This is a genomic window from Phenylobacterium sp. Root700 (assembly GCF_001429025.1).
Classification (GTDB): domain Bacteria; phylum Pseudomonadota; class Alphaproteobacteria; order Caulobacterales; family Caulobacteraceae; genus Phenylobacterium.
Genome location: NZ_LMHT01000022.1, coordinates 20,769 through 45,486, shown reverse-complemented (window position 1 = coordinate 45,486; position 24,718 = coordinate 20,769). Strand labels below are relative to the sequence as shown.

30 protein-coding genes and 1 tRNA gene are annotated in these 24,718 nt (G+C 66.1%); 7 read left to right on the top strand and 24 right to left on the bottom strand.

Annotation, left to right across the window (positions count from 1 at the left end; genetic code table 11):
• Window positions 1-50: 50 nt before the first annotated feature.
• The gene (locus ASE02_RS11150; RefSeq protein WP_056734156.1) at window positions 51-530 is read right to left on the bottom strand and encodes a hypothetical protein; all 480 of its coding nucleotides are present in this window, start codon (window positions 528-530) and stop codon (window positions 51-53) included.
• A gap of 77 nt (window positions 531-607) precedes the next feature.
• On the opposite strand from ASE02_RS11150, the gene phaC reads away from it, so the two are divergent.
• Entirely contained in the window at window positions 608-2,566 is a 1,959-nt protein-coding gene (phaC, locus tag ASE02_RS11145) for a class I poly(R)-hydroxyalkanoic acid synthase (RefSeq protein ID WP_162257164.1), read from the top strand.
• A gap of 22 nt (window positions 2,567-2,588) precedes the next feature.
• Entirely contained in the window at window positions 2,589-3,542 is a 954-nt protein-coding gene (locus ASE02_RS11140) for an alpha/beta fold hydrolase (RefSeq protein WP_056734154.1), read from the top strand.
• Between the two features lie 16 nt (window positions 3,543-3,558).
• Here the strand turns inward: ASE02_RS11140 and msrB are convergent, their stop codons facing one another.
• The 5 genes from msrB to rplM all read right to left on the bottom strand — a co-directional run bounded on the left by msrB (window position 3,559) and on the right by rplM (window position 6,535).
• Window positions 3,559-4,041: a peptide-methionine (R)-S-oxide reductase MsrB gene (gene msrB, locus ASE02_RS11135; protein WP_056734152.1), complete on the bottom strand. Its 483-nt coding sequence runs from the start codon at window positions 4,039-4,041 to the stop codon at window positions 3,559-3,561.
• A 38-nt stretch (window positions 4,042-4,079) separates the two neighbouring features.
• Window positions 4,080-4,520, bottom strand: coding sequence for a GNAT family N-acetyltransferase (locus ASE02_RS11130; protein ID WP_200957662.1), 441 nt, complete (start codon window positions 4,518-4,520; stop codon window positions 4,080-4,082).
• Window positions 4,517-5,494, bottom strand: a complete 978-nt coding sequence (gene argC / locus ASE02_RS11125; protein WP_056734150.1) for an N-acetyl-gamma-glutamyl-phosphate reductase — start codon at window positions 5,492-5,494, stop codon at window positions 4,517-4,519. Before argC ends, ASE02_RS11130 begins: the two co-directional genes overlap by 4 nt.
• A gap of 91 nt (window positions 5,495-5,585) precedes the next feature.
• Window positions 5,586-6,056: a 30S ribosomal protein S9 gene (rpsI, locus tag ASE02_RS11120; protein WP_056734149.1), complete on the bottom strand. Its 471-nt coding sequence runs from the start codon at window positions 6,054-6,056 to the stop codon at window positions 5,586-5,588.
• A 5-nt stretch (window positions 6,057-6,061) separates the two neighbouring features.
• Window positions 6,062-6,535, bottom strand: coding sequence for a 50S ribosomal protein L13 (gene rplM / locus ASE02_RS11115; RefSeq protein WP_056734146.1), 474 nt, complete (start codon window positions 6,533-6,535; stop codon window positions 6,062-6,064).
• Window positions 6,536-6,750: 215 nt separating this feature from the next.
• Between rplM and ASE02_RS11110 the strand changes: the two genes are divergently transcribed.
• Window positions 6,751-8,187 carry an alkaline phosphatase PhoX gene (locus tag ASE02_RS11110; RefSeq protein ID WP_056734145.1) on the top strand — a complete coding sequence of 479 codons (1,437 nt, stop codon included), beginning with the start codon at window positions 6,751-6,753 and terminating at the stop codon, window positions 8,185-8,187.
• 1 nt (window position 8,188) lies between these two features.
• Here ASE02_RS11110 and ASE02_RS11105 read toward each other — a convergent pair whose 3' ends face one another.
• Window positions 8,189-9,220, bottom strand: coding sequence for a COX15/CtaA family protein (locus ASE02_RS11105; protein WP_056734143.1), 1,032 nt, complete (start codon window positions 9,218-9,220; stop codon window positions 8,189-8,191).
• Window positions 9,221-9,358: 138 nt separating this feature from the next.
• Here ASE02_RS11105 and ASE02_RS11100 point away from each other — a divergent pair, with 138 nt between their 5' ends.
• The gene (locus ASE02_RS11100; protein ID WP_056734141.1) at window positions 9,359-9,607 is read left to right on the top strand and encodes a GlsB/YeaQ/YmgE family stress response membrane protein; all 249 of its coding nucleotides are present in this window, start codon (window positions 9,359-9,361) and stop codon (window positions 9,605-9,607) included.
• Between the two features lie 43 nt (window positions 9,608-9,650).
• A complete protein-coding gene (locus ASE02_RS11095; RefSeq protein ID WP_056734140.1) occupies window positions 9,651-9,851 on the top strand; it encodes a DUF2842 domain-containing protein in 201 nt (66 codons plus the stop codon).
• 51 nt (window positions 9,852-9,902) lie between these two features.
• On the opposite strand, the gene ASE02_RS11090 is transcribed toward ASE02_RS11095, so the two are convergent.
• From ASE02_RS11090 to ASE02_RS11060, 7 genes are all read right to left on the bottom strand, one after another.
• Window positions 9,903-9,979 (bottom strand) — tRNA-Pro (locus tag ASE02_RS11090).
• 111 nt (window positions 9,980-10,090) lie between these two features.
• Window positions 10,091-10,504 carry a MerR family transcriptional regulator gene (locus tag ASE02_RS11085; protein WP_056734138.1) on the bottom strand — a complete coding sequence of 138 codons (414 nt, stop codon included), beginning with the start codon at window positions 10,502-10,504 and terminating at the stop codon, window positions 10,091-10,093.
• A gap of 13 nt (window positions 10,505-10,517) precedes the next feature.
• Window positions 10,518-10,820, bottom strand: coding sequence for an integration host factor subunit alpha (locus tag ASE02_RS11080; protein WP_056734135.1), 303 nt, complete (start codon window positions 10,818-10,820; stop codon window positions 10,518-10,520).
• 162 nt (window positions 10,821-10,982) lie between these two features.
• Window positions 10,983-11,963: a beta-ketoacyl-ACP synthase III gene (locus tag ASE02_RS11075; protein WP_056734133.1), complete on the bottom strand. Its 981-nt coding sequence runs from the start codon at window positions 11,961-11,963 to the stop codon at window positions 10,983-10,985.
• Window positions 11,964-13,016, bottom strand: a complete 1,053-nt coding sequence (gene plsX / locus ASE02_RS11070) for a phosphate acyltransferase PlsX (protein WP_082602012.1) — start codon at window positions 13,014-13,016, stop codon at window positions 11,964-11,966.
• Window positions 13,017-13,099: 83 nt separating this feature from the next.
• Window positions 13,100-13,621, bottom strand: a complete 522-nt coding sequence (locus ASE02_RS11065; RefSeq protein WP_082602011.1) for a DUF177 domain-containing protein — start codon at window positions 13,619-13,621, stop codon at window positions 13,100-13,102.
• Entirely contained in the window at window positions 13,618-14,148 is a 531-nt protein-coding gene (locus tag ASE02_RS11060; protein ID WP_056734129.1) for a ubiquinol-cytochrome C chaperone family protein, read from the bottom strand. Before ASE02_RS11060 ends, ASE02_RS11065 begins: the two co-directional genes overlap by 4 nt.
• Window positions 14,149-14,253: 105 nt before the next feature.
• Here ASE02_RS11060 and ASE02_RS11055 point away from each other — a divergent pair, with 105 nt between their 5' ends.
• The gene (locus tag ASE02_RS11055; RefSeq protein ID WP_056734127.1) at window positions 14,254-14,742 is read left to right on the top strand and encodes an outer membrane protein assembly factor BamE; all 489 of its coding nucleotides are present in this window, start codon (window positions 14,254-14,256) and stop codon (window positions 14,740-14,742) included.
• A gap of 76 nt (window positions 14,743-14,818) precedes the next feature.
• Here ASE02_RS11055 and ASE02_RS11050 read toward each other — a convergent pair whose 3' ends face one another.
• From ASE02_RS11050 to glyA, 9 genes are all read right to left on the bottom strand, one after another.
• The gene (locus tag ASE02_RS11050) at window positions 14,819-16,945 is read right to left on the bottom strand and encodes a sodium-translocating pyrophosphatase (RefSeq protein ID WP_056734125.1); all 2,127 of its coding nucleotides are present in this window, start codon (window positions 16,943-16,945) and stop codon (window positions 14,819-14,821) included.
• Between the two features lie 203 nt (window positions 16,946-17,148).
• Complete coding sequence (locus ASE02_RS11045) at window positions 17,149-17,607, bottom strand: hypothetical protein (protein ID WP_056734123.1); 459 nt, start codon at window positions 17,605-17,607, stop codon at window positions 17,149-17,151.
• A 45-nt stretch (window positions 17,608-17,652) separates the two neighbouring features.
• A complete protein-coding gene (gene thiL, locus ASE02_RS11040) occupies window positions 17,653-18,627 on the bottom strand; it encodes a thiamine-phosphate kinase (RefSeq protein WP_056734121.1) in 975 nt (324 codons plus the stop codon).
• Entirely contained in the window at window positions 18,614-19,078 is a 465-nt protein-coding gene (gene nusB, locus ASE02_RS11035; RefSeq protein WP_056734119.1) for a transcription antitermination factor NusB, read from the bottom strand. The genes thiL and nusB overlap by 14 nt, the downstream gene beginning before the upstream one ends.
• Window positions 19,075-19,539 (bottom strand): 6,7-dimethyl-8-ribityllumazine synthase, encoded by a 465-nt coding sequence (gene ribH, locus ASE02_RS11030; RefSeq protein ID WP_056734118.1) that lies wholly within the window; start codon window positions 19,537-19,539, stop codon window positions 19,075-19,077. The genes nusB and ribH overlap by 4 nt, the downstream gene beginning before the upstream one ends.
• Before the next feature lie 29 nt (window positions 19,540-19,568).
• Window positions 19,569-20,159: a riboflavin synthase gene (locus ASE02_RS11025; protein ID WP_056734116.1), complete on the bottom strand. Its 591-nt coding sequence runs from the start codon at window positions 20,157-20,159 to the stop codon at window positions 19,569-19,571.
• Window positions 20,160-20,807: a RibD family protein gene (locus tag ASE02_RS11020; protein WP_056734114.1), complete on the bottom strand. Its 648-nt coding sequence runs from the start codon at window positions 20,805-20,807 to the stop codon at window positions 20,160-20,162.
• The gene (gene nrdR / locus ASE02_RS11015; RefSeq protein ID WP_056734112.1) at window positions 20,797-21,270 is read right to left on the bottom strand and encodes a transcriptional regulator NrdR; all 474 of its coding nucleotides are present in this window, start codon (window positions 21,268-21,270) and stop codon (window positions 20,797-20,799) included. Before nrdR ends, ASE02_RS11020 begins: the two co-directional genes overlap by 11 nt.
• Window positions 21,271-21,312: 42 nt before the next feature.
• Window positions 21,313-22,602 carry a serine hydroxymethyltransferase gene (glyA, locus tag ASE02_RS11010; protein ID WP_056734110.1) on the bottom strand — a complete coding sequence of 430 codons (1,290 nt, stop codon included), beginning with the start codon at window positions 22,600-22,602 and terminating at the stop codon, window positions 21,313-21,315.
• Window positions 22,603-22,790: 188 nt separating this feature from the next.
• Between glyA and ASE02_RS11005 the strand changes: the two genes are divergently transcribed.
• Window positions 22,791-23,222 carry a MucR family transcriptional regulator gene (locus tag ASE02_RS11005; protein WP_056734109.1) on the top strand — a complete coding sequence of 144 codons (432 nt, stop codon included), beginning with the start codon at window positions 22,791-22,793 and terminating at the stop codon, window positions 23,220-23,222.
• 111 nt (window positions 23,223-23,333) lie between these two features.
• Here ASE02_RS11005 and hemA read toward each other — a convergent pair whose 3' ends face one another.
• Window positions 23,334-24,563, bottom strand: coding sequence for a 5-aminolevulinate synthase (gene hemA, locus ASE02_RS11000; protein WP_056734107.1), 1,230 nt, complete (start codon window positions 24,561-24,563; stop codon window positions 23,334-23,336).
• Window positions 24,564-24,718: the final 155 nt, after the last annotated feature.

The following is a 24,718-nucleotide window of genomic DNA, read 5'->3' as shown; positions in this document are numbered from 1 at the left end:
CAGGGGCGCAGCCAAGCAGGTTCAAGGTCATTTATGCCCCCGCCTGCCTCTTATCTGGGCGACGGAGGCGGCGTAGCTCGTTCCCGGAGCTGCCGCGCGAAGGCCTCGGTGGCTGCTGTGCTGGAGGCTGCGCCGGTGTTGTCGGGTCCGGCCTCGGCCTGGGCCCGCGCCTGGAACCGCTCGGTGCCGTCCAGCGTCCAGGTGTTGGCCGCGGTCTTCCGCTCCAGATCGGCGCTGGCGGTCTCGAGCTTGTCGGCTTCCTTGCCCCATTGCGCGATCGGTCGCTGATCGGTGGGGAGCGGCGGAATGTCGGCGAAGGTCGGATAGTCCGTGCCGGTTCGCGCCATGCGCGCCACGTCGGCCGCCACCGGCGAGGCCGGATCCACCGGGACAGTCGCAAACGGGTTGGAGGTCGCGCAGCCAGCCAGCAGCGCCCCCAGGCAGACACAGGCCAGCAGCCCCCGAGCGGAGGCCCCGAATGGCGCTTTTGCGAAAAGTCGAAGCGGCGCGTTCATATTCACCCAGGTCATATGCCATGATCGCCTCAGGTGAAAGGGCGCGAGCGCCCCAAAGCCTCAAGGAAGCGCGTGTGGGAGGAAGTTGAGCGATGAGCGTACAACCGTCGACGCCTACCAAGGCCAAGGGAAAAAAGAAGGCCAAGGCCGCCGACAAGGCTGTTTCCAAGGCCAATAAGGCTGAAACCGCCGCCAAAGCCGCAGCTTTCGAGGCCGCTCCGCCCCCCGAACCGCCGCGGAACGGCGAGACCACCTCCGCGAGGCTGGACCACCTGAGCGCTGACCAACGCGACATGATGGAGAAGTTGTCGGCGAATCTGGCCCGCGCGGCGCTGACCGCCCAGGGCGCGATCGCCGAGGCCGCCCTGCGCCAGGCCGAACGTCCGGCCGCCCTGCAACCCGATCCCTTCCACGTCGCCCCCGCCCTCACCGACGTCATGGGTCGGCTGGCCAGTCAGCCCGACCGGATGGTCCGCGCCCAGGCCGACCTGTTCCAACAATATCTGGAGCTCTGGCAATCGGCCGCCCGCCGCGCCGGGGGCGAAACGGTCGAGCCCGTGGTCAGCCCCGCCAAGGGCGACAAGCGGTTCAACGATCCCGACTGGGCCGAAAACCCGGTCTTCGACGTGATCAAGCAATCCTACCTGCTGACCTCGAACTGGCTGAACGCGCTGGTTTCCCAGGTCGAGGACGTCGATCCGATGGCCAAGCGCCGGGTCGAGTTCTTCATGAAGATGCTCACCGACGCCTTCTCGCCGTCGAACTTCCTGGTCTCCAATCCGGCCGCCCTGCGCGAAGCCATGCAGACCCAAGGCGCCTCGCTGCTGAAGGGCATGGAGAACTTCGCCGACGACCTGACGCGCGGCGGCGGTCAGCTGGCGATCAGCCAGACCGACTATCAGATGTTCAAGATCGGCGAGAACGTCGCCACCGCGCCGGGCAAGGTCGTGTTCCAGAACGACGTGCTCCAGCTGCTGCAATTCAACCCGACGACCGAACAGGTCCACGAGATCCCGCTGCTGATCTTCCCGCCCTGGATCAACAAGTTCTACATCCTCGATCTGCGGCCGGAAAATTCGATGATCCGCTGGCTGGCGGACCAGGGCTTCACGGTCTTCGTGGCCTCGTGGGTCAATCCCGACGTCGCCATGGCCGCCAAGACCTTCGAGGACTACATGCTCGATGGCATCTACGCCGCGACCGAGGCGGCCATGACCCAGGCCGGCGTCGATCGCGTAAACACCGTCGGCTACTGCATCGGCGGCACCCTGCTCTCCTCCACGCTGGCCCACATGGCGGCCAAGAACGACAAGCGGATCGCCTCGGCGACCTTCTTCGCGGCCCAGCAGGACTTCGCCGAGGCCGGCGACCTGCTGCTGTTCACCAATGAAGACTGGCTGGGCGATCTCGAGAAGCAGATGGACGCGGCCGGCGGGGTGCTGTCGGGCCAGGCCATGGCCGAGACCTTCAACTCGCTGCGCGCCAACGATCTGATCTGGTCGTTCTTCGTGAACAACTATCTGATGGGCAAGGAGCCCAAGCCCTTCGACCTGCTGTTCTGGAACTCCGACCAGACGCGCATGCCCAAGGCGCTGCACCTGTTCTATCTACGCAAGTTCTACGGCGAGAACGCCCTCGCGAAGGGCGAGCTGGTTCTCGACAATATCAAGCTCGACCTGGCGACCGTGAAGACCCCGGTCTACGTGCAGTCGTCGAAGGAAGACCACATCGCCCCGGCGCGATCGGTCTATCGCGGCGCGCGGCTGTTCGGCGGCCCCGTGACCTTCACCCTCGCGGGGTCGGGGCACATCGCCGGCGTGATCAACGCCCCGGTCGCCAACAAGTACCAGCACTGGACCAACACCGACCTCCCCGGCTCCGTCGAACAGTGGATGGAGGGCGCCAAGGAAACGGCGGGCTCCTGGTGGCCGCACTGGGCTACCTGGCTGCGGGAGAAGTCCGGCGGTCTCGTCCCGGCCCGCGATCCGGCGAACGGCAAGTTCAAGCCTATCGAGGACGCGCCCGGTTCCTATGTGAAGGTGAAGTCGTAAGCGACCGCTCCCTGGGGGATAGATGCTCAAATTGCTGATTGGCGGCCTCGCCGTCCTGCTCGCCGTATGGATCGGCGCGGGCTTCGCGGTCGTGGCCTTGTCGGGCCGCTTCGAGCCCAGCGGGCGTTTCGTCGACATCGGCGGGCGCAAGCTGCGGCTGGTCTGCGACGGCCCGAAGTCCGACAAGCCAGTGGTCTGGATGGAGGCCGGCGCCTGGGGCCTGGCCGCCGACTTCGCCGCCATCCAGCAGGGACTGACGGCGAAGGGCGTTCGCTCCTGCGCCTATGACCGGGCTGGCATGGGCTTTTCCGATCCTGGCCCAGGGCCCCGTAACAGCGCCGCCATCGCCGCCGACCTCGCCAAGCTGATCGAGGCGTCGGGTGAACGCGGCCCCTTCATCCTGATGGCCCACTCGATGGGCGGCCAGCACATCCGGCTGTTCGCCGGCCAGCACCCCGATCAGGTCGCCGGCCTAGTGCTGCTGGAAGCCACGACGCCGGAAATGACCAGCGATCCGCGCGCCCAGCCGTTCCTCAGCCGCGTGCGCAACGTGGCCCGTGCGACCGCCGCCGCCGGCTCTCTTGGCCTGACCCCCGTCGCCTACTATTGGGGCGACCGCATCGGTCTTCCACCACAAGGCCAGGCTGAGAAGCGTCACGCCTTCGTCTCCGGCCGCCATGCGCGCACCGCTGCGGCCGAGGTCCTCGCCTGGGATCAGGGATCGATCCAGGCTGGGAAGGTGAGCCTGGATCGGCAATGGCCCGTGGCCGTCGTCACCGCCGGCGACGCCGCCCGCATGGGCGAATGGAACATCGCCCGCCGAGCGCCCGAACGGGCCTCCCGCGCCGGCTACTACGAAAACGTCGCGGAGGCTGAACACGCCAACCTGCTTGGTCTTGAGCACAACGGCGCGGTGCTGCGGGCCGTCGATCACGTCCTGGCCGCGCTCGCCCCGCCAAGCCCGCAGGCGAAGTGAATCTCCCTCGCCTTTATCAGGCCGGCACGAACCGCAACGCGTCGCCGTTGTTGCAGTAGCGTAGGCCCGTAGGAGGCGGGCCGTCGGGGAAGACGTGGCCCTGGTGACCCAGGCAACGGGCGCAGTGGTACTCGGTGCGGGGCGCCCCGATGGCGAAATCGGTCTTCTTGCCCATCGCGCCCTTGATGGCGGTGTAGAAGCTGGGCCACCCCGTCCCGCTCTCAAACTTCCAATCGGACTTGAACAGCGGCAGGGCGCAGCCGGCGCAGACAAAGGTCCCTCGCCGCTTCTCCTTGTTCAGCGGGCTGGTGCCGGCCATCTCCGTCGCCTCATGGCGTAGGACGTTGTAGGTCGCGACATCCAGCCGCTTCTTCCACTGCGCGTCGGTGATCTTACGCCACGGCGAGGCGGCGTAGGGATCATCGGCGGCGAAGGCGGTCATCGGCGTGACGGCCAGGGCGGAGCCCATCAGGAAGGCGCGGCGGTCGATCTTGCTCATGTCCGAGATACGACTCCTCTCGGGCCTTGGATGCAAGCCTAGCGGCCTGCCCAGGCGTAAAGCGCGTCCGGCGTCTTCTCTTCGTTGTCGGCGCCGTCGGTCAGTTTGACCATGGTGAACCCCCGCGCCTCATAGAACGCCCGCGCCCGGGCGTTCTGCTGGAAGGTCCAGAGCTCGCGCGCCTCGCCATCCTCCAGGGCCTTGGCGAGCAAGGCGTCCCCGATCCGTCGTCCCTGGTGCTGCGGGTGGACATAGAGGTGGCTGACCCAGCCGGGCTTGAAGGCGACATAGCCGGAGATTTCCCCGTCGCTCTCGGAAACCCAGACCTCGTTCTCGACCATCAATCGCTCGCGGAAGAACCACAGGTCTTCCTCGGCGGTGTGGAGTTCCGGCAGGAACGGCAACGATTCCCGCATGGTCAGGCGGTGCAGTCGGGCGATGGCGCCTGCGTCGTCCAGGCTCGCCCGGCGCAGGATCACAGCCCCGCCGTCTCAGGCAGGCCCAGCATGATGTTGAGGTTCTGCACCGCGGCCCCCGACGCGCCCTTGCCAAGGTTGTCCAGCACCGCCACCAGGCGCGCCTGCTGGCGTTCCTCGTTGCCAAAGACATAGAGCTTCATGCGATTGGTGCCGTTCAGCGCTTCGGGATCGAGGTCGGCGTTGTAGCCGGCCGCGCCCGCCCGCGCCTTTTGCAGCGCCGTGCATTCCTCGGCGCTGGCCACTTCGACGAAGGCTTCACGCGCATAGGCCTTGGCCAACGCCTCGCGCAGGTCGGCGGGGCGCGGCTTGCCGGGCAGCGCCCAGAGTTGCAGCGGCACCTCGACGATCATGCCTTGGGCGTAGCGGCCGACGGCGGGCGCGAACAGCGGCGGATGATCCAGCCCGCCATGCGCCTGCATCTCGCCGATGTGCTTGTGCTGCAGCGGCAGGCCGTAGATGCGGAAGGCGTCGCTGCTGGTTTCCGGCGCAGGCGCCTCGAACTCAGCGATCAGCCCCTTCCCGCCCCCGGTGTAGCCGGAGATCGCGTTGAGCGTCAGCGGCCAGTCGCTGGGGATCAGTTCGGCCGTCACCAGCGGACGCACCAGGCCGATGAAGCCGGTCGGATAGCAGCCAGGATTGCTGACCCGGGTCGACGAGGCGATGGCCGCGCGCTGATCACGGTCCATCTCGGCGAAGCCGTAGGTCCAGCCGGACGCGGTCCGATAGGCGGTCGAGGCGTCGATCACCCGCACGCTGTTGGACGAGATCAGGCCGACGGCCTCCTTGGCCGCATCGTCGGGCAGGCACAGGATCACCGCGTCGACGCTGTTCAGCAGCTCGGCGCGCGCATCGACGTCCTTGCGCTTGGCGGGATCGATCGAGACGACCTCGAGATCCTTGCGGCCTTCCAGGCGCTGACGAATCTGCAAGCCCGTGGTGCCGGCTTCGCCATCGATGAACACGGTGTGGGACATGGTGCGGGTCCTGAAAACTGTCGACCGGATATGAGAAAGGGCGCTTCGGTTGCCCGAAGCGCCCCTCCAAACGCGAGTTCGCGTGAGCGGGTTAGCGCTTCGAGAACTGGAAGCTGCGTCGGGCTTTCGCCTTGCCGTACTTCTTACGCTCAACGATACGGCTATCGCGGGTCAGGAAGCCGTGCGGCTTCAGGACCGGGCGCAGGGCCGGTTCGTAGTAGGTGAGCGCCTTGGACAGGCCGTGACGGATCGCGCCGGCTTGGCCCGACAGGCCCGAGCCTTCGACCGAGATGATGACATCGAACTGGCCGAGGCGGTCGGTGACCTGCAGCGGCTGAGCGATCATCATGCGCAGCACGGGACGCGCGAAATAGACTTCCTGGTCGCGGCCGTTGATCGTGATCGTGCCCTTACCGGGCTTGATCCAGACCTTGGCGATCGCGTTCTTACGCTTGCCGGTGGCATAGGCGCGGCCCAGGGCGTCGATCTTCGGCTCGGCCGGAGCGACGTCGGGGTTGGACGAGAGGCTTTGCAGGGCCTCGAAACCTTGAGTCTCGGACATCTGGCTTACTTGCTCCGCACGTTCTTGGAGTTCAGGTCGGCGAACGCGATGACTTCGGGGTTCTGCGCCTGGTGCGGATGTTCACCCACATTGTAGATACGCAGGTGGGTCATTTGCTTACGGGCCAAGGGGCTTTCCTTGGGCAGCATGCGCTCAACGGCCTTTTCCAGGATGCGTTCCGGGTACTTGCCGCCGAGGATCTTGTCCGCGGTGCGTTCCTTGATGCCGCCCGGGTGACCGGTGTGCCAGTAGTAGACCTTGTCGGTCAGCTTCTTGCCGGTGAACTTCACCTTGTCGGCGTTGATCACGACGACGAAGTCGCCGCAATCGACGTGCGGGGTGTAGTCAGGGCGGTGCTTGCCGCGAAGACGCATGGCGATGAACGAAGCGAGGCGGCCGACAACGGCGTTCTCTGCGTCGATCACGATCCACTTCTTCTCGACGTCGGCGGGCTTCAAAGAAGCCGTCGTCTTCATCATGGGAACGGGTCCGTAAGTTAGCGGGACGAAACGGTCCCGACGAAGGGGCGGCTAGTAAGCAGCCACAGCCCGCCTGTCAACACTTAAACGCAACGTACATGCCGCAAATCGTTACGCGATAAGGCTTTCCAGCCTTCGGTATTATGATACCGCACAAAGCAGCAGTTCCGCTTCTATGGTCCCGCCAGCACGCCAAAGCCAAGCTGGAAAGAGTCATGATCGGTTCTCGTCGTCAGTTCCTTCGCACCGCCGCGGCCACCGCCGCCTTCTCAGGCCTCTCGCGGTACGCCAACGCCCAGATCACGACGGGGCCAGACGGCTATTCCAACCCCGGTTACGCCAGCGAAGTCACAGGCTATGGCCCGCTCCGGCTCGACCCCGCCCAGGTCTTCGATCTGCCGGAGGGCTTTTCCTATCAGGTGATCTCCAAGGCCGGCGACAGGATGGACGACGGTCTCATCGCGCCGGGCAAGATGGACGGCATGGGTTGCTTCCCGGCCGGCCGCAATAAGGTCGCCCTGGTCCGCAACCACGAGATCAGCCCCCCGCCCCGCGATCTCCAGATCACCGCCTACGGCGCCGACCGGCTGCTCGCGCCCAAGGTCTCGGCCGCGCGCGTCTACGACACCGACCTGGCGGGCCTGCCGCTGGGCGGCGGGACCTCGACCCTGATCTACGACCTGAAGAGCCGGGAGCTGAAGTCACAGCACCTCAGTCTGGCCGGAACCGCCGTCAACTGCGCCGGGGGCCCAACGCCCTGGGGCTCATGGCTGACCTGCGAGGAGACGCTCATCAAGGCGGGGCAGACCGCCAAGAAGGACCACGGCTGGGTGTTCGAGGTCCCGTCCCGCCTGCGCGGCCTGGCCGACCCGCTGCCGATCACCGCCATGGGCCGCTTCAAGCATGAGGCTTGCGCGGTCGATCCGCGCACCGGCGTCATCTACATGACCGAGGACGAGGTGGACGGTAAGGGCCTGTTCTACCGTTACCTGCCCAATGATCGCCGCCGCCTGCACAAGGGCGGACGCCTGCAGGCCCTGGCGGTCACCGATGGCGGCGATCCGCGTAACTGGGATTCCGACTCCTGGAAACAGGGCGACTGGAAGAGCGTCCGCTGGGTGGACCTCGACGGTGTCGACAACCCAGGCAACGATCTGCGCCAGCGCGGCAAGGCGGCCGGCGCCTCCTGGTTCGCCCGCGGCGAAGGCATCTTCTTCGGCAAGGATGAGCTCTATTTCACCTGCACCAGCGGCGGTCCCAAGCACCACGGCCAGGTGATGCGTTACGTGCCGAGCGAGCACGAGGGCCAGACCGGCGAGGTCGACGAGCCCGGCCGCCTGCAGCTGTTCGTCGAGCCCTCGGACACCCGCTTCATGGAAATGGCCGACAACATCGCCATCGCTCCCTGGGGCCATATCGTGGCCTGCGAGGATAAGATCGGCGGCACCAACTATCTGCGCGGGATCACGCCCCAGGGACAGGTCTACGCCCTGGGCCGGAACGCCCAGATGCTGGGCGGCGCCAAGGTGCGCGGCACCTCGGAGCTGGCCGGCGTCTGCTTCTCGCCGGACGGTTCGACCCTGTTCGTGAACATCTACAGCCCAGGCTGCACGCTGGCGATCACCGGCCCCTGGGGCGCCTTCAAGGCCTAGATCAGGGTCGCCGAGCGCGCCAAGCGAAGGCGACCGCCAGGGACAGGACAATCGCCGCGACGATCTGGTGGGCCATGCCCAGCCAGATCGGCACGCCGAAGACCAGGGTGATCACGCCGAGAATCGCCTGCAGCACAATCGCGCCGCCGACCGTCACGGCCAGGACCTTGGCGTCGAACGGCAGGTAGCGCGAGCGCGACGCGCCCCAGGCCGCCGCGATTCCGACCACGGTCAGCAAATAGGCCACCAGCCGGTGATGCAGCTGAACCGCCCCCTGGCTGTGAGCGATCGTCGCCCAGAGGTTGGCCCCGGCGTATTCCTGGGGCAGCAGGGCCCCGTTCATCAGCGGCCAGTCGTTGTAAACCAGCCCAGCGTCGTTGCCCGCCACCAGCGCGCCCAGCAGAATCTGGAGGAAGATCAGGCCAACCAAGGCCAACGCCCGGCGCGACCAGGGACTAGGGACCGTCTGGCGCGGCGCGCCGTTCCAGGCGTCCAGCGCCGTCCAGACCAGGGCGCCCAGCAGGGTGAAGGCCAGGCCTAGGTGAACCGTCAGCCGCTCGGGGGCGACCGAGACCCGGTCCGACAGCCCGCTGGCCACCATCCACCAGCCGACCGCGCCCTGAAGGCCGCCCAGGGCGAACAATCCGACGCAGCGGACGATCAGGCGTTTGGGCAATTCACGGCGAATAAGGAAGTAGGCGAACGGCAGGGCGAAGGCCGCGCCGACCAGGCGGCCCAGCAGCCGGTGGCTCCACTCCCACCAGTAGATGGTCTTGAACTGATCCAGGCTCATGCCCTGGTTCAGCTGCGCGTACTGGGGGATCTCCTTGTACAGCGCGAACTCGTCGTTCCAGTCCTTGGCCGACATCGGCGGCAAGGCCCCGGTGACGGGCTTCCACTCGGTGATCGAGAGGCCCGAGTCGGTGAGGCGCGTCGCACCCCCGACCACGATCATGGCCAGCACCAGGGCGGCGACGACAAACAACCAAACCGCGACCGGACGGGACCGATCTGAACGAAGGAACGAGGTCATGACTCTGAATGGGTACTCTTCAGGGCGTTCTTACGGCGATCCGCTATCGGAGATCGCAACGAAGGTCCATGGTGGGCGAACGGAACCGGTTAAGCTTGATTGCATTTGGTTAGTGGGATTCAACCAGAGGGCTGCTCAATGCAAGGCGTAGGAATTATCGGCTGGATTGTGATCGGCATCGCGGCCGGTTTCGTCGCCGAGAAGGTGATGAAACGTGATCAAGGCCTGCTGACCAACCTCATCGTCGGGGTTGTCGGCGCTCTACTCGGCGGCTTCATCGCCGGCCTGCTCGGCATCAATTTCGGCGGCTGGATCGGCAGCTTTGTCATCGCCTCGCTGGGCGCGATCTTGCTGCTCTTCCTGCTCGGGATGATGAAGCGACGTTAGCGTCTAGTGACGACGCGCGCTCAGGCGCCTATAGGCTGGCGTCATGAGCGCGCGCGTCCGGAAGTTTATCGGTGGAATTGGTATTGTCGTTTTCCTGGGCGCCTACGCCTGGGCGTTGACGACGGTCGGCGAACATCTGCCTGACCGTTGGTGGGCCCAGCTCGCCTTCTATGGAATCGGCGGCCTCGCCTGGGGCATCCCGATTCTGCCGCTCATCTCGTGGATGAACCGCGGCCGCCTCTAGGCGGCCCTGCCCCGCAGGGCGTCTGATAGTCTTTTTGGGGAAGTCCGCCGATGGTCGGAGCGACAGGATTCGAACCTGCGACCCCTTGACCCCCAGTCAAGTGCGCTACCAGGCTGCGCCACGCTCCGACATCGGCAAGGCGGCCCTTCTAACCGCTTGCGCCCGGCGGGCAAGCTGAATTTCGAGGAACAGGCGAGACCGCTGAGGATAGTTTTCTTGGCGCCCCGCGAGCCGGTCGCCTAATCCCGGCTCAGCAACGCATCCAGGCGGCGTTTGGCGGTCTGGAGATCATCCAGAGCGAAGAGCAGACGCTCGCGTCCCTCCTCGGTCATGTCGCTATTTGCAAGATCGAGCGCCAGGCTTTCGGAGCGCGGACCGACATCGCCGTCGGCCGCCGCCAGCAGGCGTTTCAGCCCCTGCTCCTTGTGCAGCTTCTGCACGCCCTTGATGGTGTAGCCGGCGTCATGCAGCAGGACGCGCACGCCGCGCAGCACCGCGACGTCTTGCGGGCGGTAGAACCTACGTCCGCCAGCCCGCTTCATTGGTCTGATGAAGGAGAACTTGGTCTCCCAGAACCGCAGCACATGCTGCGGCACGTTCAGCTCATCGGCTGCTTCGGAGATCGTTCGAAAGGCGTCAGGCCCCTTGGCCACGCGGCCGCCTTCCTCACTTTGCGAGGGCGCGGTCCACCCGCGCCTTCATGACCTGGGAGGCGCGAAAGCCGATTACCCGGCGCGGCTCGATCGCGGCGGGTTCCCCAGTCTTGGGATTGCGGCCCATGCGCGCGCGCTTGGCGCGAACCTGGAAAACGCCGAATCCCGAAAGCTTCACCTGCTCGCCCCGTTCCAGGGCCTGGGCCATCAGCTCCAGGGTCCGCTCAACAAGTTCGGAGCAGTCCTGGCGAGTCAGACCCACCTCTTCGTGAACCGCCTCACACAGGTCGGCTCGCGTTACTGTCGCGCCTTTCATGAACGCCCCTACCCCGGAAAAAACACCGTTACTGAATAGATCGACATTCCGTCATGACCTGATTGTCGCATCAGGTCAAAGACTTCAAGGGATTCATTGTCCCCGCGCCCAACCTCGCGCTTACAAGCACAAGACGCAAGCGCCAGGATTTTCGCGTGCAGCCTAGAGGCGCAGAACGCAAGCGCCCCAGGTCAGGCCCCCGCCCATGGCTTCCAGCAGGAGCATCTGCCCAGGCTTGATCCGCCCGTCCTCGACGCCCTTGGCCAACGCCAGCGGGATGGAGGCCGCGGACGTATTGGCGTGTATGGCCACCGTCGAGATCACCTTCGACTCATGGATACCGACGCGCCGCGCGACGCCCTCCAGGATCCGCTGGTTGGCCTGGTGGGGGATGAACCAGTCGACCTCGTCCACCGGGACGCCGGCGTCGGCGGCCGCGGCGAAAACCGCCTCGGAGATGTTCACGACCGCATGGCGGAACACCTGGTTGCCCTGCATGCGCAGATGGCCGATCTGGCCGGTCGTCGAAACGCCGCCGTCGACATAGAGCAGGTCCTGCTTGGTGCCATCAGCGCGCAGCGCAAAGCCCAGCAGACCGCGATCGGCGGTCGTACCGTCGCCTTCGCGCGGCTCCACCACCACGGCCCCGGCCCCGTCGCCGAACAGCACGCAGGTGCCCCGGTCGGTCCAGTCCATCAGGCGGGTCATGGTTTCGGCGCCGATGACCAGCGCGCACTTCGAGCGCCCGCGGGCCACGAAGCCGTCGGCGGTCGACAAAGCGTAGACGAAGCCCGAGCAGACCGCCTGAACGTCGAAGGCGATACCCACCGGGCAGCCCAGCTTGCGCTGCACGATAGTGGCGGTCGCCGGGAAGGTCAGGTCAGGCGTCGTAGTGCCGACAATGATCAGATCGACATCGGCCGGCGTCTTGCCTGCCGCCGCCAATGCACGGCGCGCGGCCTCGACGGCGAGATCGGACACCGCCTGCCCCTCCGCCGCGCGATGGCGCTGGCGGATGCCGGTGCGTTCGATGATCCATTCGTCTGTGGTGTCGACCACCTTGGCCAGGTCGTCATTGGTGACGATCTCGTCGGGCAGATAGCCTCCGACGCCGGTCACAACGCTACGCAGAACTTTCGTCACTCAGGCGGCTCCATCCACGGCCGGCGGCTGTTGTTCGGCCACCGCGGCGGTGAGCCGCGTCATATTCCGTTCGATCTCCGCTGCGAAGTCGCTTTGCGCCAACTTGGACGCCATGCGGATCGCGGCGGCGAAATCCCGGGCCGAGGCGCCGCCGTGGCTCTTCACCACCACGCCATTGAGGCCGAGCAAGGGCGCCGCGGCGTCGGGGCTAAGTTTCTCACGGAATTTCAACAGACCAGAGCGCGCCAGCAGCGCCCCGAGCTTGGAGATCAGCGAACTGGTGAGGGCGGCCTTCAGCTCCCCGCCAATGTACTTCGCGGCCCCCTCGGCGGTCTTCAGCGCGACATTGCCGGTGAAGCCGTCGGTGACCACGACGTCGACCTTGTTCTGGAACAGCTCATCGCCTTCGACGAAGCCGCGATAGTCCAGATCGAACTGGCCGCCGCGCAGGATCGCGTGGGCCTGACGGACCTCCTCGTGACCCTTCATGTCCTCGGAGCCCACGTTGAGCAGGCCGACGGTCGGTTTGGCCACGCCGTGCGCCGCGCGGTGGAAGGCCTCGCCGAGGATGGCGAACTCCACCAGCCGCTCGGCGTCGCAGTCCACATTGGCTCCGACGTCCAGCACCGTGGTCGTGCCCCGCACGCCGGGCCAGCCCACCACCAGGCAAGGCCGGTCGACGTCGACGCTCATCCGCAGAATCAGTAGCGAGATCGCCATCAGAGCGCCGGTGTTGCCGGCCGAGACGGCCGCGGAGGCGTCGCCGGCCTTCACAGCTTCGAGCGTCGCCCACATCGAGGTGCCCTTGCCCCGGCGCAGGGCCTGGGCGGGCTTCTCATCCATGGCCACCACGCGGTCAGCGTGACGGATCTCGACGCGATCCTTGAGGGTCGGGTGTTTGGCGAGCTCAGCCGAAATCGCGGCCTCGTCGCCGTGAAGCATGAAGCGCAGGCTCGGGGCTTCGGCCGCGGCCAGCACGACGCCAGGCACCACCACGGAAGGACCGTGGTCGCCGCCCATGGCGTCGATGGAGATGATTGGAGACTTCGTCACGGCGTCGCCTTACCCCTCACAGCGTCGCGCCGTAATCGTCACATAGATACAGCCGAGGCCCGTCGATGAAAACCGGGACGTGCTCACTCTCCGTCACCCTTCAGCGTCTTGAGGACGGCGAAGGGCGATTCTTCCGTAACCGCGGGCGTGTAGTCGAACGCCACGCCGGGCTTGCGCGGGAAGGGATCCAGATCGAGCACCAGTTGTTCGACCAGATAGTGCGCCAGGTCGATCTCCTCGCTCTCCAGCACGTCCGGCGGATCGGGTGCGTCCAGATCAAGGCTGATCTCGGAGCCTTCCGATTCGATCAGGGCGTGAGGACTGCCCGGCGGCACGACCTGAAGCGCGATCTCGCCCTCCAGCTCCTCCTCGAACGGGTCCAGGGTCACGCCGCAGATCTGCACCACCCGCGCCGAATAGCGTCCCAGGATCTCCGCGCCGTCCAGCCAGGGCCGCACCGTCAGCTTGCCGCTGAAGGCCAGCAGAGCTTCGAGGTTCAGCTCCTTGGCCAGCTTGCCAAGGGTCTCGGCGTCCGGTTCCAGCCGCACGCTCACCGAGCCGCGCGCCAGATCGGCGAGCCGAATCACATGTTTCCAGTCGCTCACGCCGCGCTCCAGGCCACTTGGCCGTCCATCAGGGCGTCCAGTTTCTGCTCGGCCAGCGCCGCGCGCTGCCGAACGACATAATCCGCAAGCTTGGCCGCGTTTTCCGCCCCGCCTTGCTCATAAACGGTGCGACTCAACAGCGCCTGCAGGTGATCGAGCTGCGGCAGCGCGGCGAACGCCGACTCATAGGATTTCACGCGACCGTAGAAGGCCTCGCCCAGCTTGCGCATCTTCTTGCCGACCGACAGATCGCCGACGCCCATCTCGCGCAGAGCGTCGTCCAGCGCGCTGAGATAGGTGTCGAACAGGGCTTGAGAGGTCTCGCTCGCGCGGGCGCCCTGCCCCTTCAACCGGTCCAGCAGAAGGAAAACGTGCACGGTGTAGAGCTCGAACCGGCCCTCAACGGTGTCTGGCACGCCATAGCTCTCATAGAGCGCAGGCGTTCGGGCCTGAGCGACCACGCCGACATAGAGCTTTTGCCCCATGGCTTGGGTGACGCGAGGGCGGAAGAAACGGTCTAGGAACATATCGGCCTCGATTTCGCCCTCAGGCGCAGATACAGGCGGCATTGAACTAAGGGGCGGCGAGAGATAGGTCAAAGCCTCGAAGAATTGAACAGGTCCGGTTCGCACATGTTTCGCCGCGTCGCCTATGTCGCACTCGCCGCCGGTCTCCTGACCTCAGCGGCCGCTTGCGCGCCAATCACGACCTACTCTGGGTTCCAGGCCATCGAGGCCAATCCGAAGGACGTCAAGGTCGGCACAGACACCAAGTCGACCGTTAGGGCCAGCCTCGGCTCTCCCTCGGCCACATCCACCTTCGACCCCAATGTCTGGTTCTATATCGATCAGATCAAGGAGCGGGTCGCATTTCGTCGGCCGGTGATCACTTCGCGCAACGTCGTGGCGGTGACCTTCGACAAGGACACCGAGGTCGTGAAGACCGTCGACACCATGTCCCTGAAGGACGGCAAGGTCGTCGCCTTCAATGGTCGTGAGACCCCGACCCGCGGTCGCGAGCTGACCATCCTCGAGCAGCTGCTGGGCAACGTCGGCCGCGGCGGCATGCTGCCGAACCAGGACGAAGGCGTCCCCGGCAGCCGTCCGGGCGATCAGCGCTAGTCGATCAGACAGCCGTCAGAATCAAAAAACCCCGGAGATCGCTCTCCGGGGTTTTCTCGTTGTCAGGCGGGTCGGTCTATCCGACGACGCCCTTGGCCAGGACCGCCAGCAGCAGCAGAGCCACGATGTTGGTGATCTTGATCATCGGGTTCACCGCGGGACCCGCGGTGTCCTTGTAGGGGTCGCCGACGGTGTCGCCGGTCACGGCGGCCTTGTGAGCCTCCGATCCCTTGCCGCCATAGTGACCTTCTTCGATCAGCTTCTTGGCGTTGTCCCAGGCGCCGCCGCCCGAGGTCATCGAGATGGCGACGAACAGGCCGGTGACGATCACCCCCATCAGCATGGCGCCCAGACTGGCGAAGGCGTTCACCTTGCCCGCGATCATGTTGATGATGATGAACAGCACGATCGGCGAGAACACCGGCAGCAGCGACGGCACGATCATCTCCTTGATCGCCGCCTTGGTGAGGATATCGACGGCGCGGCCGTATTCGGGCTTCACCTCGCCGGTCATGATGCCGGGGTTCTCACGGAACTGACGGCGAACTTCCTCGACGACCGCCTCGGCCGCACGTCCCACGGCGGTCATGGACATCCCGCCAAACAGGAAGGGCAGCAGCCCCCCGATCAGCAGGCCCACCACCACGTAGGGGTTGGAGAGGTCGAAGGCGACGGTGCCTAGGCCGTGGAAGAACGATCCAGGCTCGGCGTTGGCGGCGAAGTACTTCAGGTCTTCGGTGTAGGCCGCGAACAGCACCAGGGCGCCCAGGCCGGCCGAACCGATGGCGTAGCCCTTGGTGACGGCCTTGGTGGTGTTGCCGACCGCGTCCAGGGCGTCAGTGGTGACACGGACCTCCGGCGGAAGACCGGCCATTTCCGCGATGCCGCCGGCGTTGTCGGTGACCGGACCAAAGGCGTCCAGGGCGACGATAAAGCCCGCCAGCGACAGCATCGCCGTCGTGGCGATGGCGATGCCGAACAGGCCCGCCAGGCCGTAGGTGACGATGATGCCGACCACGATGACCAGGGCCGGAGCCGCGGTGGACTCCAGCGACATGGCCAGGCCCTGGATGACGTTGGTGCCGTGGCCCGAGACCGAGGCCTTGGCCACCGACTTCACCGGACGGAAGCCGGTGCCGGTGTAGTACTCGGTGATCACCACGATCAGGGCGGTGACCACCAGGCCGGCGATGCCGCACCAGAACAGGCTCATGGCGTCGAAGGTCTTCTCGCCCACGGTCAACTGGCCAGGAACCAGTTGGTGAACCACCCAGTAGATCGCGAACACCGACAGCACGCCGGTGACGATCAGGCCCTGATAGAGCGCGCCCATGATGTTGTTGGACTTGCCCAGGCGGACCGCGAAGGTGCCGATGATCGAGGTCAGGATACAGACCCCGCAGATCGCCAGCGGCAGCAGCATCATGTTGCTGACCGCGTCGGTTCCACGGAAGAAGATCGCGGCCAGGACCATGGTGGCGACCGTGGTCACCGCGTAGGTCTCGAACAGGTCGGCGGCCATGCCGGCGCAGTCGCCGACATTGTCGCCCACGTTATCGGCGATGGTGGCGGCGTTGCGGGGGTCGTCTTCCGGAATTCCGGCCTCGACCTTGCCGACCATGTCGCCGCCGACGTCGGCGCCCTTGGTGAAGATACCGCCGCCCAGACGGGCGAAGATCGAGATCAGCGAAGCCCCGAAGCCAAGCGCGACCATCGAGTCGACGACTTCGCGGCTGGTGTTCTCATGGCCGAGCGGCCCGGTCAGCACCGCGTAGTAGCCGGCCACCCCGATCAGGGCGAAGCCAGCCACCAGCATGCCGGTGATCGCGCCGGAGCGGAACGCCAGAGACAACCCCTGGGCCAGTCCTTCCGATGCGGCTTGCGCGGTGCGGACATTGGCCCGGACCGAGATCAGCATGCCGACGAAGCCAGCCAGGCCCGAGAGGACCGAGCCGACCAGGAAGCCGGCCGCGGCCAGCGGCCCGATCAGGATCGCGACGGCGATGAGGATGATGACGCCAACAATGGCGATGGCGGTGTATTGGCGGCGCAGATAGGCCTGCGCCCCTTCTTGGATCGCCGCAGCGATCTCCTGCATCCGGGCGTTACCCGGGGAAGCACGCAACAACGATGCGGTTTGGACGATGCCGTAGAGCACCGCCAGTAAGCCGGCGGCGATCACCAGCGTAAGCGTAAGACTCATGTTCTAAGCGCCCCTATCGATTGCGCGAAGCCGCCGATCGCCGCCCGGGATGGGCGGTGTTCGACGCTCCAGGCCCTGTCGTTTTTCCCTTAGGTGGAGCCCCGTGAACCCGGCGCTCCTTATTAATGGTCGAGACGTTGCCAGTTGTAACCGGGACGCGCAACGCCCCGTTGACCAAGGCGCCGGGACGTCAACCCCTAGGGTTAGGGTCGGACCTGGGGCGCGGCGGCGCTCGTCGAAGGCTTGGGAAGCCCCCGGCGCTGCTTCGGGGTTTGCGCGGTGACCACAGCGGCCTTGATGTTCTTGCCGCCGGCGATGGCGCTGGCCTCCCGGAACAGCACCGCCTGGAGCCGGGGAACATCGACCACGGTGTAGTCCTTCGGATCGGTGAACGGGGCCTTGTGGGCGGCCCGCACCAGGGCGTCGCGGAAGTAGGGTTCCTTGGCGCGGAGCTTGATCACATCAGCGGTCGCGCTGAGCTGCAGCCTCGTCGAGACGAAGACGTAGTTGATCACTTGGCCATCGACGACAATCGGCAAGGCCACCGGGGCCAGGTCGACATATTGGCCGTTCGGCTTCGCCGGGGCGTCCTTCTCCGCCGCACCGGCGGAGGTGGCGACGGCGAGGAGAATGGCGGAGATCGTGAAGGCGCGGCGGATCATGCGCCCAGCCTTACCGCAATAGGGTTTCCGGAAGCTTGCCTGGCTCTAGAGCACGTGCTTCCAGCCGCCTGGCCCGGCCGCAATGGCCCGTCCGTCGACCATCACGCCGATCCCCTCGCCCTCAGCCATCACGCCGATGACGGTCAGCCCGAGCCCGGCGGCGACGTCAGGCCGGGCGGTGCAGACGATTTCATAGTCATCGCCGCCTGACGCCAGCGCGCGCAACGCCTCGGCGCGATTCGGCTGCGCCTCCAGCCAGGCGCGGCCCGCCGCCGACAGCGGCAGCCGGTCGAGATCAAGATGCACCGCCAGGCCGCTGGCTTGCCCAAGATGGCCGGCGTCGGCGATCAGTCCGTCCGAAACATCAGCCGCGGCGTTGGCGTGAGCGCGCAGGACCTCGCGCAGGGCGACTCGGGGTTCGGGAAGACGATAGCGGCCGGCCAGATAACCGTCTGGGTCGGCCAGTTCGCCGCGCGCGGCCTGCAGTCCAAGCCATCCATCGCCGATGGCGCCGGAAACCAGGATCAGATCGCCGGCCTGCGCCCCGCCCCGCCGAATCATCGTGCCGCTCGGAACCCAGCCCAGCATGGTCAGGGACAGCGTCAGCGGCCCCGGTGTCGACACCGTGTCGCCGCCCAGCAGCACCAGCCCGAAGGCCTCGCCATCGACGCGCAGGCCCTCGGCGAAGGCCTGCCGCTTGGCCCAATCGAAGTCCGGCGCCCAGGCGGTCGCCAGGAAGTAGCCGTAGGGCTCGGCCCCCTTGGCCGCCAGATCGGAGAGGTTCACTCGCAGCAGCTTGCGCGCAATCAGGTCAGGCGCTTCGCCGGGCAGGAAATGCACGCCCTCGACCATCGCGTCCTTGGTGACGATCAGGTCGAAACCCGGCCGCGAGGGAATCGCCGCGGCGTCGTCCATCAGCCCAAGCGCTTCCGCAGCGCCCTTGGTCAGGGGGCGGAAAAGCCGGGCGATCTGCCCGAACTCGTCCAAACCCCCGCCATCGGGCTGCTCAGGTGCGGACATCGCGGGCCACCGCGTCCAGCGCCCCGTTCACGAAGCCGGGCTCGGGCCCTTCGAAGAACGACTTGGTCAGTTCGACATATTCGTCGATCACGACCTCGGTCGGCACGTCGGCGCGATGGGCCAGCTCAAAGGCGCCCGAGCGCAGGATCGCCCGCACGGTGGCGTCGATCCGCTCCAGCCGCCAGCCGGAGGCCAGGCGCTTGACCACGGCGGTGTCGATCTCGCGCTGGTTCTCGACCACGCCGCGAACCAGCTCGGCGAAGAAGCCCTCGTCGGCGCTGGCCATCATGTCGCCTTCGGTCGCCGCGTCGCCTTCGACGCCGCGGTCGAAGCGATGGTCGGCGAACTCGCGGATCACCGCCTCGACGCCGACGCCGGAGACTTCCATCTGGTAGAGGGCCTGGATGGCCGCCAGACGCGCGACCGACCGCTGGTTATGGACCCGGCTCATCGGGCGTGGCCGAGCAGCTGGCGCTTCAGTTCGATCATGTCGAGCGCCGCGCGCGCCGCGCCGCCGCCCTTGTCGCCTTCGCTGGCCTTGGCCCGCGCCCAGGCTTGGGACTCGTCCTCGACGGTGAGGATACCGTTGCCGATGGCCAGGCGCTTGCCGACCGCCAGATCCATGATCCCGCGAGCCGACTCGTTGGAGACGATCTCGAAATGATAGGTCTCGCCACGGATCACCGTGCCAAGCGCGACATAGCCGTCATAGCGACGGCCGGTCGGACGGCTGCCGCCCTCTTCGGCGATGGCGATGGCGCCGGGGATCTCCAGCGCGCCAGGCACGCTGATGACGTCGTACTCGGCGTCATGGGCCGTGATCACGTCGGCCGCGGCCTTCAGCAACTCGTCAGCGAGGTCGTCGTAGAAGCGCGCCTCGACGATGAGGATGCGGATTTTCTCTTCGAGCATGGGGTCCAGTCTCTGTTCAGTCCGACCCTTTAGGCCGTTTCGCGCCAGCGGGCGAGATAGCGGGCCAACATGTCGATCTCGAGATTGACCTTTGCCCCCGGCCGAAGCCGGCCCAGCGTGGTCACATCCCAGGTGTGGGGGATCAGATTGACCCCGAAAACGTCGTCCTCGACCTCGTTCACCGTCAGGGAAACGCCATCGACGGTGATCGAGCCCTTCGGGGCGATGAAGCGGTGCAGCGGCCGGGGAACGCGCACTTTCACGCGATGCGAGCCGCCTTCGGATTCGATCGAGACCACCTCGCCGACGCCATCGACGTGACCCGAGACGATGTGCCCGCCCAGTTCGTCGCCGACACGCGCGGCGCGTTCCAGATTGATCGGATCGCCTTCCTTCCAGCCGCCCAGCGTGGTCAGGCTGATGGTCTCGCCGGAAATCTCGACCGCGAACCAGCCCTCGCCCTTCTCGACGATGGTCAGGCAGCAACCGGCGTGGCTGATCGAGGCGCCCATGTCGATCGTCGACGGGTCGAAGCTGGTCTCGACCTCGAAGCGAAGGTCGCGGTTAGTCTCACGGACGGCGCGGAGCCGCCCCACGTCGGTGACGATGCCGGTGAACATTCAAATCCTCTCGTAACGCTCCCAGAGGTCGTCTCCGACCTCCCGGACTTCAATTCTGCGTAGGCGCGGCGCGTCGGCCAGCGCGCTCAGGGCCAGGGCGCCGACGCCCGCACGCCCCTCCCCGCCGATCACCATGGCCGCCCGGAACCATTCCAGCCGCTCAACCAGGCCACAGCTTAGGAAACTCGCCGCCACCTGCCCGCCGCCCTCGACGAACAGACGGTTCAGACCAGCCTTTGCCAGGGCTTCCACAACGTCATGCAACTCGGGGCGGTCGCCGAACGCCTTGACCTGCAGCACCCGCACGCCGGCCGCGACCAGCCGCGACGCGGGCGGCGTGGTGGAGATCACATAGGTCGGGATGTCGCGGGCGGTGGCGACCAGCTTGCAACCGTCGGCCAGCCTCTGGCGACTGTCCAGCACGACGCGGGCCGGTTGCGGACCTGCCCAGCCGTCCAGCCGCACGGTCAGTTCGGGATCATCGGCCAGCGCCGTCTCGACGCCGACCAGCACCGCGTCATGCTCGGCGCGCAGCTGGTGCACGGCGGCTCGCGCCTCCGGTCCGGTGATCCAGCGGCTCTCGCCCGACGCCGTGGCGATCTTGCCATCCAGCGAGGTGGCGAGTTTGAGGGTGACGCTACCGGCCATCCTCGTCGCCGTCGTTCAGGCCCTCTTCGCCAAGGAAGGTGGCGAACTCTCCAGCTTCGCGGAAGTCGCGATAGACCGAGGCGTAGCGGACATAGGCCACGTCATCGAGGCTCTTGAGCTGCTTCATGATCATCTCGCCGACCGCCGATGACGGCAGTTCGGTTTCGCCCATGCTCTCGAGCTGGCGAACGATGACCGAGATCATCTTCTCGATCCGCTCCGGCTCGATCGGCCGTTTGCGGGTGGCGATGGCGATGGAGCGCGCCAGCTTGTCACGGTCGAACGGCGTGCGCCGTCCCGACCGCTTCAGGATTGTCAGTTCACGCAACTGCACCCGCTCGAAGGTCGTGAACCGACCCTCGCACTCCGGGCAGAGCCGCCGGCGACGGATAGCCGCGCCGTCTTCCGACGGGCGGCTGTCCTTCACTTGGCTCTCGGCGTGGCCGCAGAACGGGCACCGCATAATATAGCCCCTCTTGGCCTACTTGGCCCCCAGATACAGGGTCTAGCTGTAGATGGGGAATCGTTTCGTCAGCGCCAATACCTCGTCACGCACCTTGGCTTCCACGGCCGAGTTGTCGCCGCCCGTCGCCAGGCCGTCGAGAACTTCACCGATCCACGTGCCGATCTGACGGAACTCACCGGTCCCGAAGCCGCGGGTGGTCCCGGCCGGCGTGCCGACGCGCAGGCCCGAGGTCTGCATCGGGGGAAGCGGGTCGAACGGAATGCCGTTCTTGTTGGTGGTGATCAGCGCCCGCTCCAGGGCCACCTCGGCATCCGAACCGCTCACGCCCTTGGGCGTCAGGTCGACCAGCATCAGGTGGCTGTCGGTGCCGTTGGAGACGATCTTGAAACCGGCGGCCTGCAGGCTGTCGGACAGCGCGCGGGCGTTATCGACCACCTGACGGGCATACTGCTTGAACTCAGGGCGCAGGGCCTCGCCGAAGGCCACGGCCTTGGCCGCGATCACGTGCATCAGCGGACCGCCCTGCAGACCGGGGAACACCGCCGAATCGATCTTCTTGGCCAGCTTCTTGGAGTTGGTCATGATCATGCCGCCGCGCGGGCCGCGCAGGGTCTTGTGGGTCGTGGTCGTCACCACGTGAGCGTGGGGGAACGGGTTCGGATAGACCCCGCCGGCCACCAGGCCCGCATAGTGGGCGATATCGACCATCAGGATGGCTTCGACGCTGTCGGCGATTTCGCGGAAGCGAGCGAAGTCGATTTCGCGGCTGTAGGCCGAACCGCCAGCGATGATCACCTTGGGCTTCTCGGCCAGCGCCACCTCGGCGGCCATGTCGTAGTCGATCAGGTGGTCCTGCTGGCGAACGCCATAGGCCACCGGCCGGAACCACTTGCCCGACTGGTTGACGTTCTTACCGTGGGTCAGGTGACCGCCGGCCGACAGGTCCATGCCCATGAAGGTGTCGCCGGGGCTCATGGTCGCCATGAACACCGCCTGGTTCGCCTGGCTGCCCGAGTGCGGCTGCACGTTGGCGTATTCGCAGCCGAAGATCTCCTTGGCCCGCGCGATGGCGATTTCCTCGGCGATGTCGACGACTTCGCAGCCGCCGTAATAGCGCTTGCCCGGATAGCCTTCGGCGTACTTGTTGGTGAGCACCGAGCCCTGGGCGTCCATGACGGCCTTGGAGACGATGTTCTCCGAGGCGATCAGCTCGATCTGATCCTGCTGACGCTTCAGCTCGCCGGAGAGGACAGCGGCGATGTCCTTGTCGGTTTCCGCGACGCTGGACGTGAAGAATGCGTCGGCGGGGGTTTGTGCGTGAACGGTCATGGCCGGGCCTTTCGGAAAACGGTTGAGGCGGAGAGCGGGCGAGCACCTCGTCGAGGGCTCTTTAGCGCCATCGGACCTGCGATCCAACGGCGGGGAACGAACTTCTGTCTGCAGCGTTGCGTGAGAGGTCGGGGTGCGCGTGTTCGTGCACCTGCGCCGCTTGTCATCGCGTTGCCAGGGGATCCTGAATGAGTATGGAAGCCGAGCCCGAGGTTCGTTCGGGCGAGGAACTGATGCGGCTTGGGGCGGATATCGTCTCGGCCTATGTCAGCCGCAATTCCGTTTCCGCTGATGCGGTCCCGGATATCATCCGTTCTGTTTATGGCGCTCTGGAAGGCCTCAACAAGGCCAGCGTAGCTGCGCCGGAGGAGAAACCTAAGCCGGCAGTTCCGATCAACCGCTCGATCCAGCACGACTTCATCGTCTGCCTGGAGGACGGTAAGAAGCTCAAGATGCTCAAGCGCTATCTGCGCTCGCGCTACGACATGAGCCCGGACGACTATCGTCGTCGCTGGGGTCTGCCGCCGGATTATCCGATGGTGGCGCCGGCCTATGCGGCGCGCCGCTCCGACTTCGCCAAAAAGATCGGCCTGGGCCGAGGCGTCCGTCGAGGGAAATGATGCGGGCGGCCTAGCCGCCCCTTCGTTCAATGACTTAGCGAACCCGTGGGGTCTCCGAGAAATCGCAGATCACGCGGGTATGCGCCCGCGTGATCTCGTGGGCAAGTGAGATCAGGCCGCGACGCCGCCGACGCGGGCGATGTTGCAGTGGACCCACAGCTTTTCCAGCGCATCGGCCAGGGCGTCCATCATCTCGTCGGTATGGGCCGGCGACGGCGTGAAGCGCAGGCGCTCAGTGCCACGCGGCACGGTCGGGTAGTTGATCGGCTGCACGTAGATGCCGTGATCGGCCAGCAGGATGTCCGAGATCATCTTGCAGTGAACCGCGTCGCCCACCAGCACCGGAACGATGTGGCTGACCGAGTCCATGACCGGCAGGCCGGCCTTGCGCAGACGGGCCTTCAGGGTCGCGGCGCGCTCCTGATGGGCTTCGCGGATCTCGTTGTGATCCTTCAACCAGCGAATCGAAGCGACGGCCCCGGCCGCCAGGGCCGGCGGGATCGAGGTGGTGAAGATGAAGCCGTCGGCATAGGAGCGGATCGCATCCACGATCAGGGCGTCGGCGGCGATATAGCCGCCCATCACGCCGAACGCCTTGCCGAGCGTTCCTTCGACGATATCGATCTGGTCCATCACGCCGTCGCGCTCGGCGACGCCCGCGCCGCGCGGACCGTACATGCCGACCGCATGGACTTCGTCCAGATAGGTCATGGCGCCGTACTTCTTGGCCAGGGCCACGGTGCCGGCCATGTCGGCCATGTCGCCGTCCATGGAATAGACGCTTTCGAAGGCGATCACCTTGGGCGCGTCGGCCGGCGCGGCGGCCAGCAGTTCTTCCAGATGCGCCAGATCGTTGTGCCGGAAGACCCGGCGGCTCTCGCGACCGCCGGCCCGGATGCCGGAGATCATCGAGTTGTGGTTCAACTCGTCGGAGAAGATGATCAGGCCGGGCAGGATCTTGTAGAGCGTCGAGAGCGAAGCCTCGTTCGAGACATAGCCCGACGTGAACAGCAGGGCCGCTTCCTTGCCATGCAGGTCGGCGAGCTCATGCTCGAGCTCGACGTGATAGTGCGTGGTGCCCGAGATGTTGCGTGTGCCGCCCGAACCGGCGCCGGCTTCATCGATCGCCTTGTGCATGGCGTCGGTGACGATCGGGTTCTGGCCCTGACCGAGATAATCGTTGGAACACCAGACCACGACGTCCGACTGCGTGCCGTCGTTCTGCGTCCAGGTCGCCTGCGGGAACTGCCCGCGATGGCGCTTCAAATCAGCGAACACCCGATAGCGACCTTCCGAACGGATCTGTTCGAGGGCGGAGGTGAAGGCGCTCTTGTAATCCATCGATTCAAATTCCGCCTTGGACGGTCGACGATCTCACGCCGAAGGCGGTCCCTTGATATGGCCGGGCTTATCGCGCCACCCGAGCCGATTGTCTACAATCCGTCACGTCACAGTCGATCAGTTTTTACTAAGGACCGTGCAACCTTCGTGATCGG

Excerpts from the sequence above, each read along its gene's own strand:
- ASE02_RS11105 (WP_056734143.1), bottom strand. The coding sequence starts at position 9,220 with ATGACCTCGTTCCTTCGTTCAGATCGGTCCCGTCCGGTCGCGGTTTGG.
- rplM (WP_056734146.1), bottom strand. The coding sequence starts at position 6,535 with ATGATGAAGACGACGGCTTCTTTGAAGCCCGCCGACGTCGAGAAGAAG.
- thiL (WP_056734121.1), bottom strand. The coding sequence starts at position 18,627 with ATGTCCGCACCTGAGCAGCCCGATGGCGGGGGTTTGGACGAGTTCGGG.
- ASE02_RS11025 (WP_056734116.1), bottom strand. The coding sequence starts at position 20,159 with ATGTTCACCGGCATCGTCACCGACGTGGGGCGGCTCCGCGCCGTCCGT.
- ribH (WP_056734118.1), bottom strand. The coding sequence starts at position 19,539 with ATGCTCGAAGAGAAAATCCGCATCCTCATCGTCGAGGCGCGCTTCTAC.
- ASE02_RS11045 (WP_056734123.1), bottom strand. The coding sequence starts at position 17,607 with ATGATCCGCCGCGCCTTCACGATCTCCGCCATTCTCCTCGCCGTCGCC.
- nrdR (WP_056734112.1), bottom strand. The coding sequence starts at position 21,270 with ATGCGGTGCCCGTTCTGCGGCCACGCCGAGAGCCAAGTGAAGGACAGC.
- ASE02_RS11020 (WP_056734114.1), bottom strand. The coding sequence starts at position 20,807 with ATGGCCGGTAGCGTCACCCTCAAACTCGCCACCTCGCTGGATGGCAAG.
- ASE02_RS11050 (WP_056734125.1), bottom strand. The coding sequence starts at position 16,945 with ATGAGTCTTACGCTTACGCTGGTGATCGCCGCCGGCTTACTGGCGGTG.
- ASE02_RS11055 (WP_056734127.1), top strand. The coding sequence starts at position 14,254 with ATGTTTCGCCGCGTCGCCTATGTCGCACTCGCCGCCGGTCTCCTGACC.
- glyA (WP_056734110.1), bottom strand. The coding sequence starts at position 22,602 with ATGACCGTTCACGCACAAACCCCCGCCGACGCATTCTTCACGTCCAGC.
- ASE02_RS11005 (WP_056734109.1), top strand. The coding sequence starts at position 22,791 with ATGAGTATGGAAGCCGAGCCCGAGGTTCGTTCGGGCGAGGAACTGATG.
- phaC (WP_162257164.1), top strand. The coding sequence starts at position 608 with ATGAGCGTACAACCGTCGACGCCTACCAAGGCCAAGGGAAAAAAGAAG.
- nusB (WP_056734119.1), bottom strand. The coding sequence starts at position 19,078 with ATGAGCCGGGTCCATAACCAGCGGTCGGTCGCGCGTCTGGCGGCCATC.
- ASE02_RS11140 (WP_056734154.1), top strand. The coding sequence starts at position 2,589 with ATGCTCAAATTGCTGATTGGCGGCCTCGCCGTCCTGCTCGCCGTATGG.
- hemA (WP_056734107.1), bottom strand. The coding sequence starts at position 24,563 with ATGGATTACAAGAGCGCCTTCACCTCCGCCCTCGAACAGATCCGTTCG.
- ASE02_RS11100 (WP_056734141.1), top strand. The coding sequence starts at position 9,359 with ATGCAAGGCGTAGGAATTATCGGCTGGATTGTGATCGGCATCGCGGCC.
- argC (WP_056734150.1), bottom strand. The coding sequence starts at position 5,494 with ATGTCCCACACCGTGTTCATCGATGGCGAAGCCGGCACCACGGGCTTG.
- ASE02_RS11080 (WP_056734135.1), bottom strand. The coding sequence starts at position 10,820 with ATGAAAGGCGCGACAGTAACGCGAGCCGACCTGTGTGAGGCGGTTCAC.
- rpsI (WP_056734149.1), bottom strand. The coding sequence starts at position 6,056 with ATGTCCGAGACTCAAGGTTTCGAGGCCCTGCAAAGCCTCTCGTCCAAC.
- ASE02_RS11150 (WP_056734156.1), bottom strand. The coding sequence starts at position 530 with ATGACCTGGGTGAATATGAACGCGCCGCTTCGACTTTTCGCAAAAGCG.
- msrB (WP_056734152.1), bottom strand. The coding sequence starts at position 4,041 with ATGAGCAAGATCGACCGCCGCGCCTTCCTGATGGGCTCCGCCCTGGCC.
- ASE02_RS11060 (WP_056734129.1), bottom strand. The coding sequence starts at position 14,148 with ATGTTCCTAGACCGTTTCTTCCGCCCTCGCGTCACCCAAGCCATGGGG.
- ASE02_RS11110 (WP_056734145.1), top strand. The coding sequence starts at position 6,751 with ATGATCGGTTCTCGTCGTCAGTTCCTTCGCACCGCCGCGGCCACCGCC.
- ASE02_RS11095 (WP_056734140.1), top strand. The coding sequence starts at position 9,651 with ATGAGCGCGCGCGTCCGGAAGTTTATCGGTGGAATTGGTATTGTCGTT.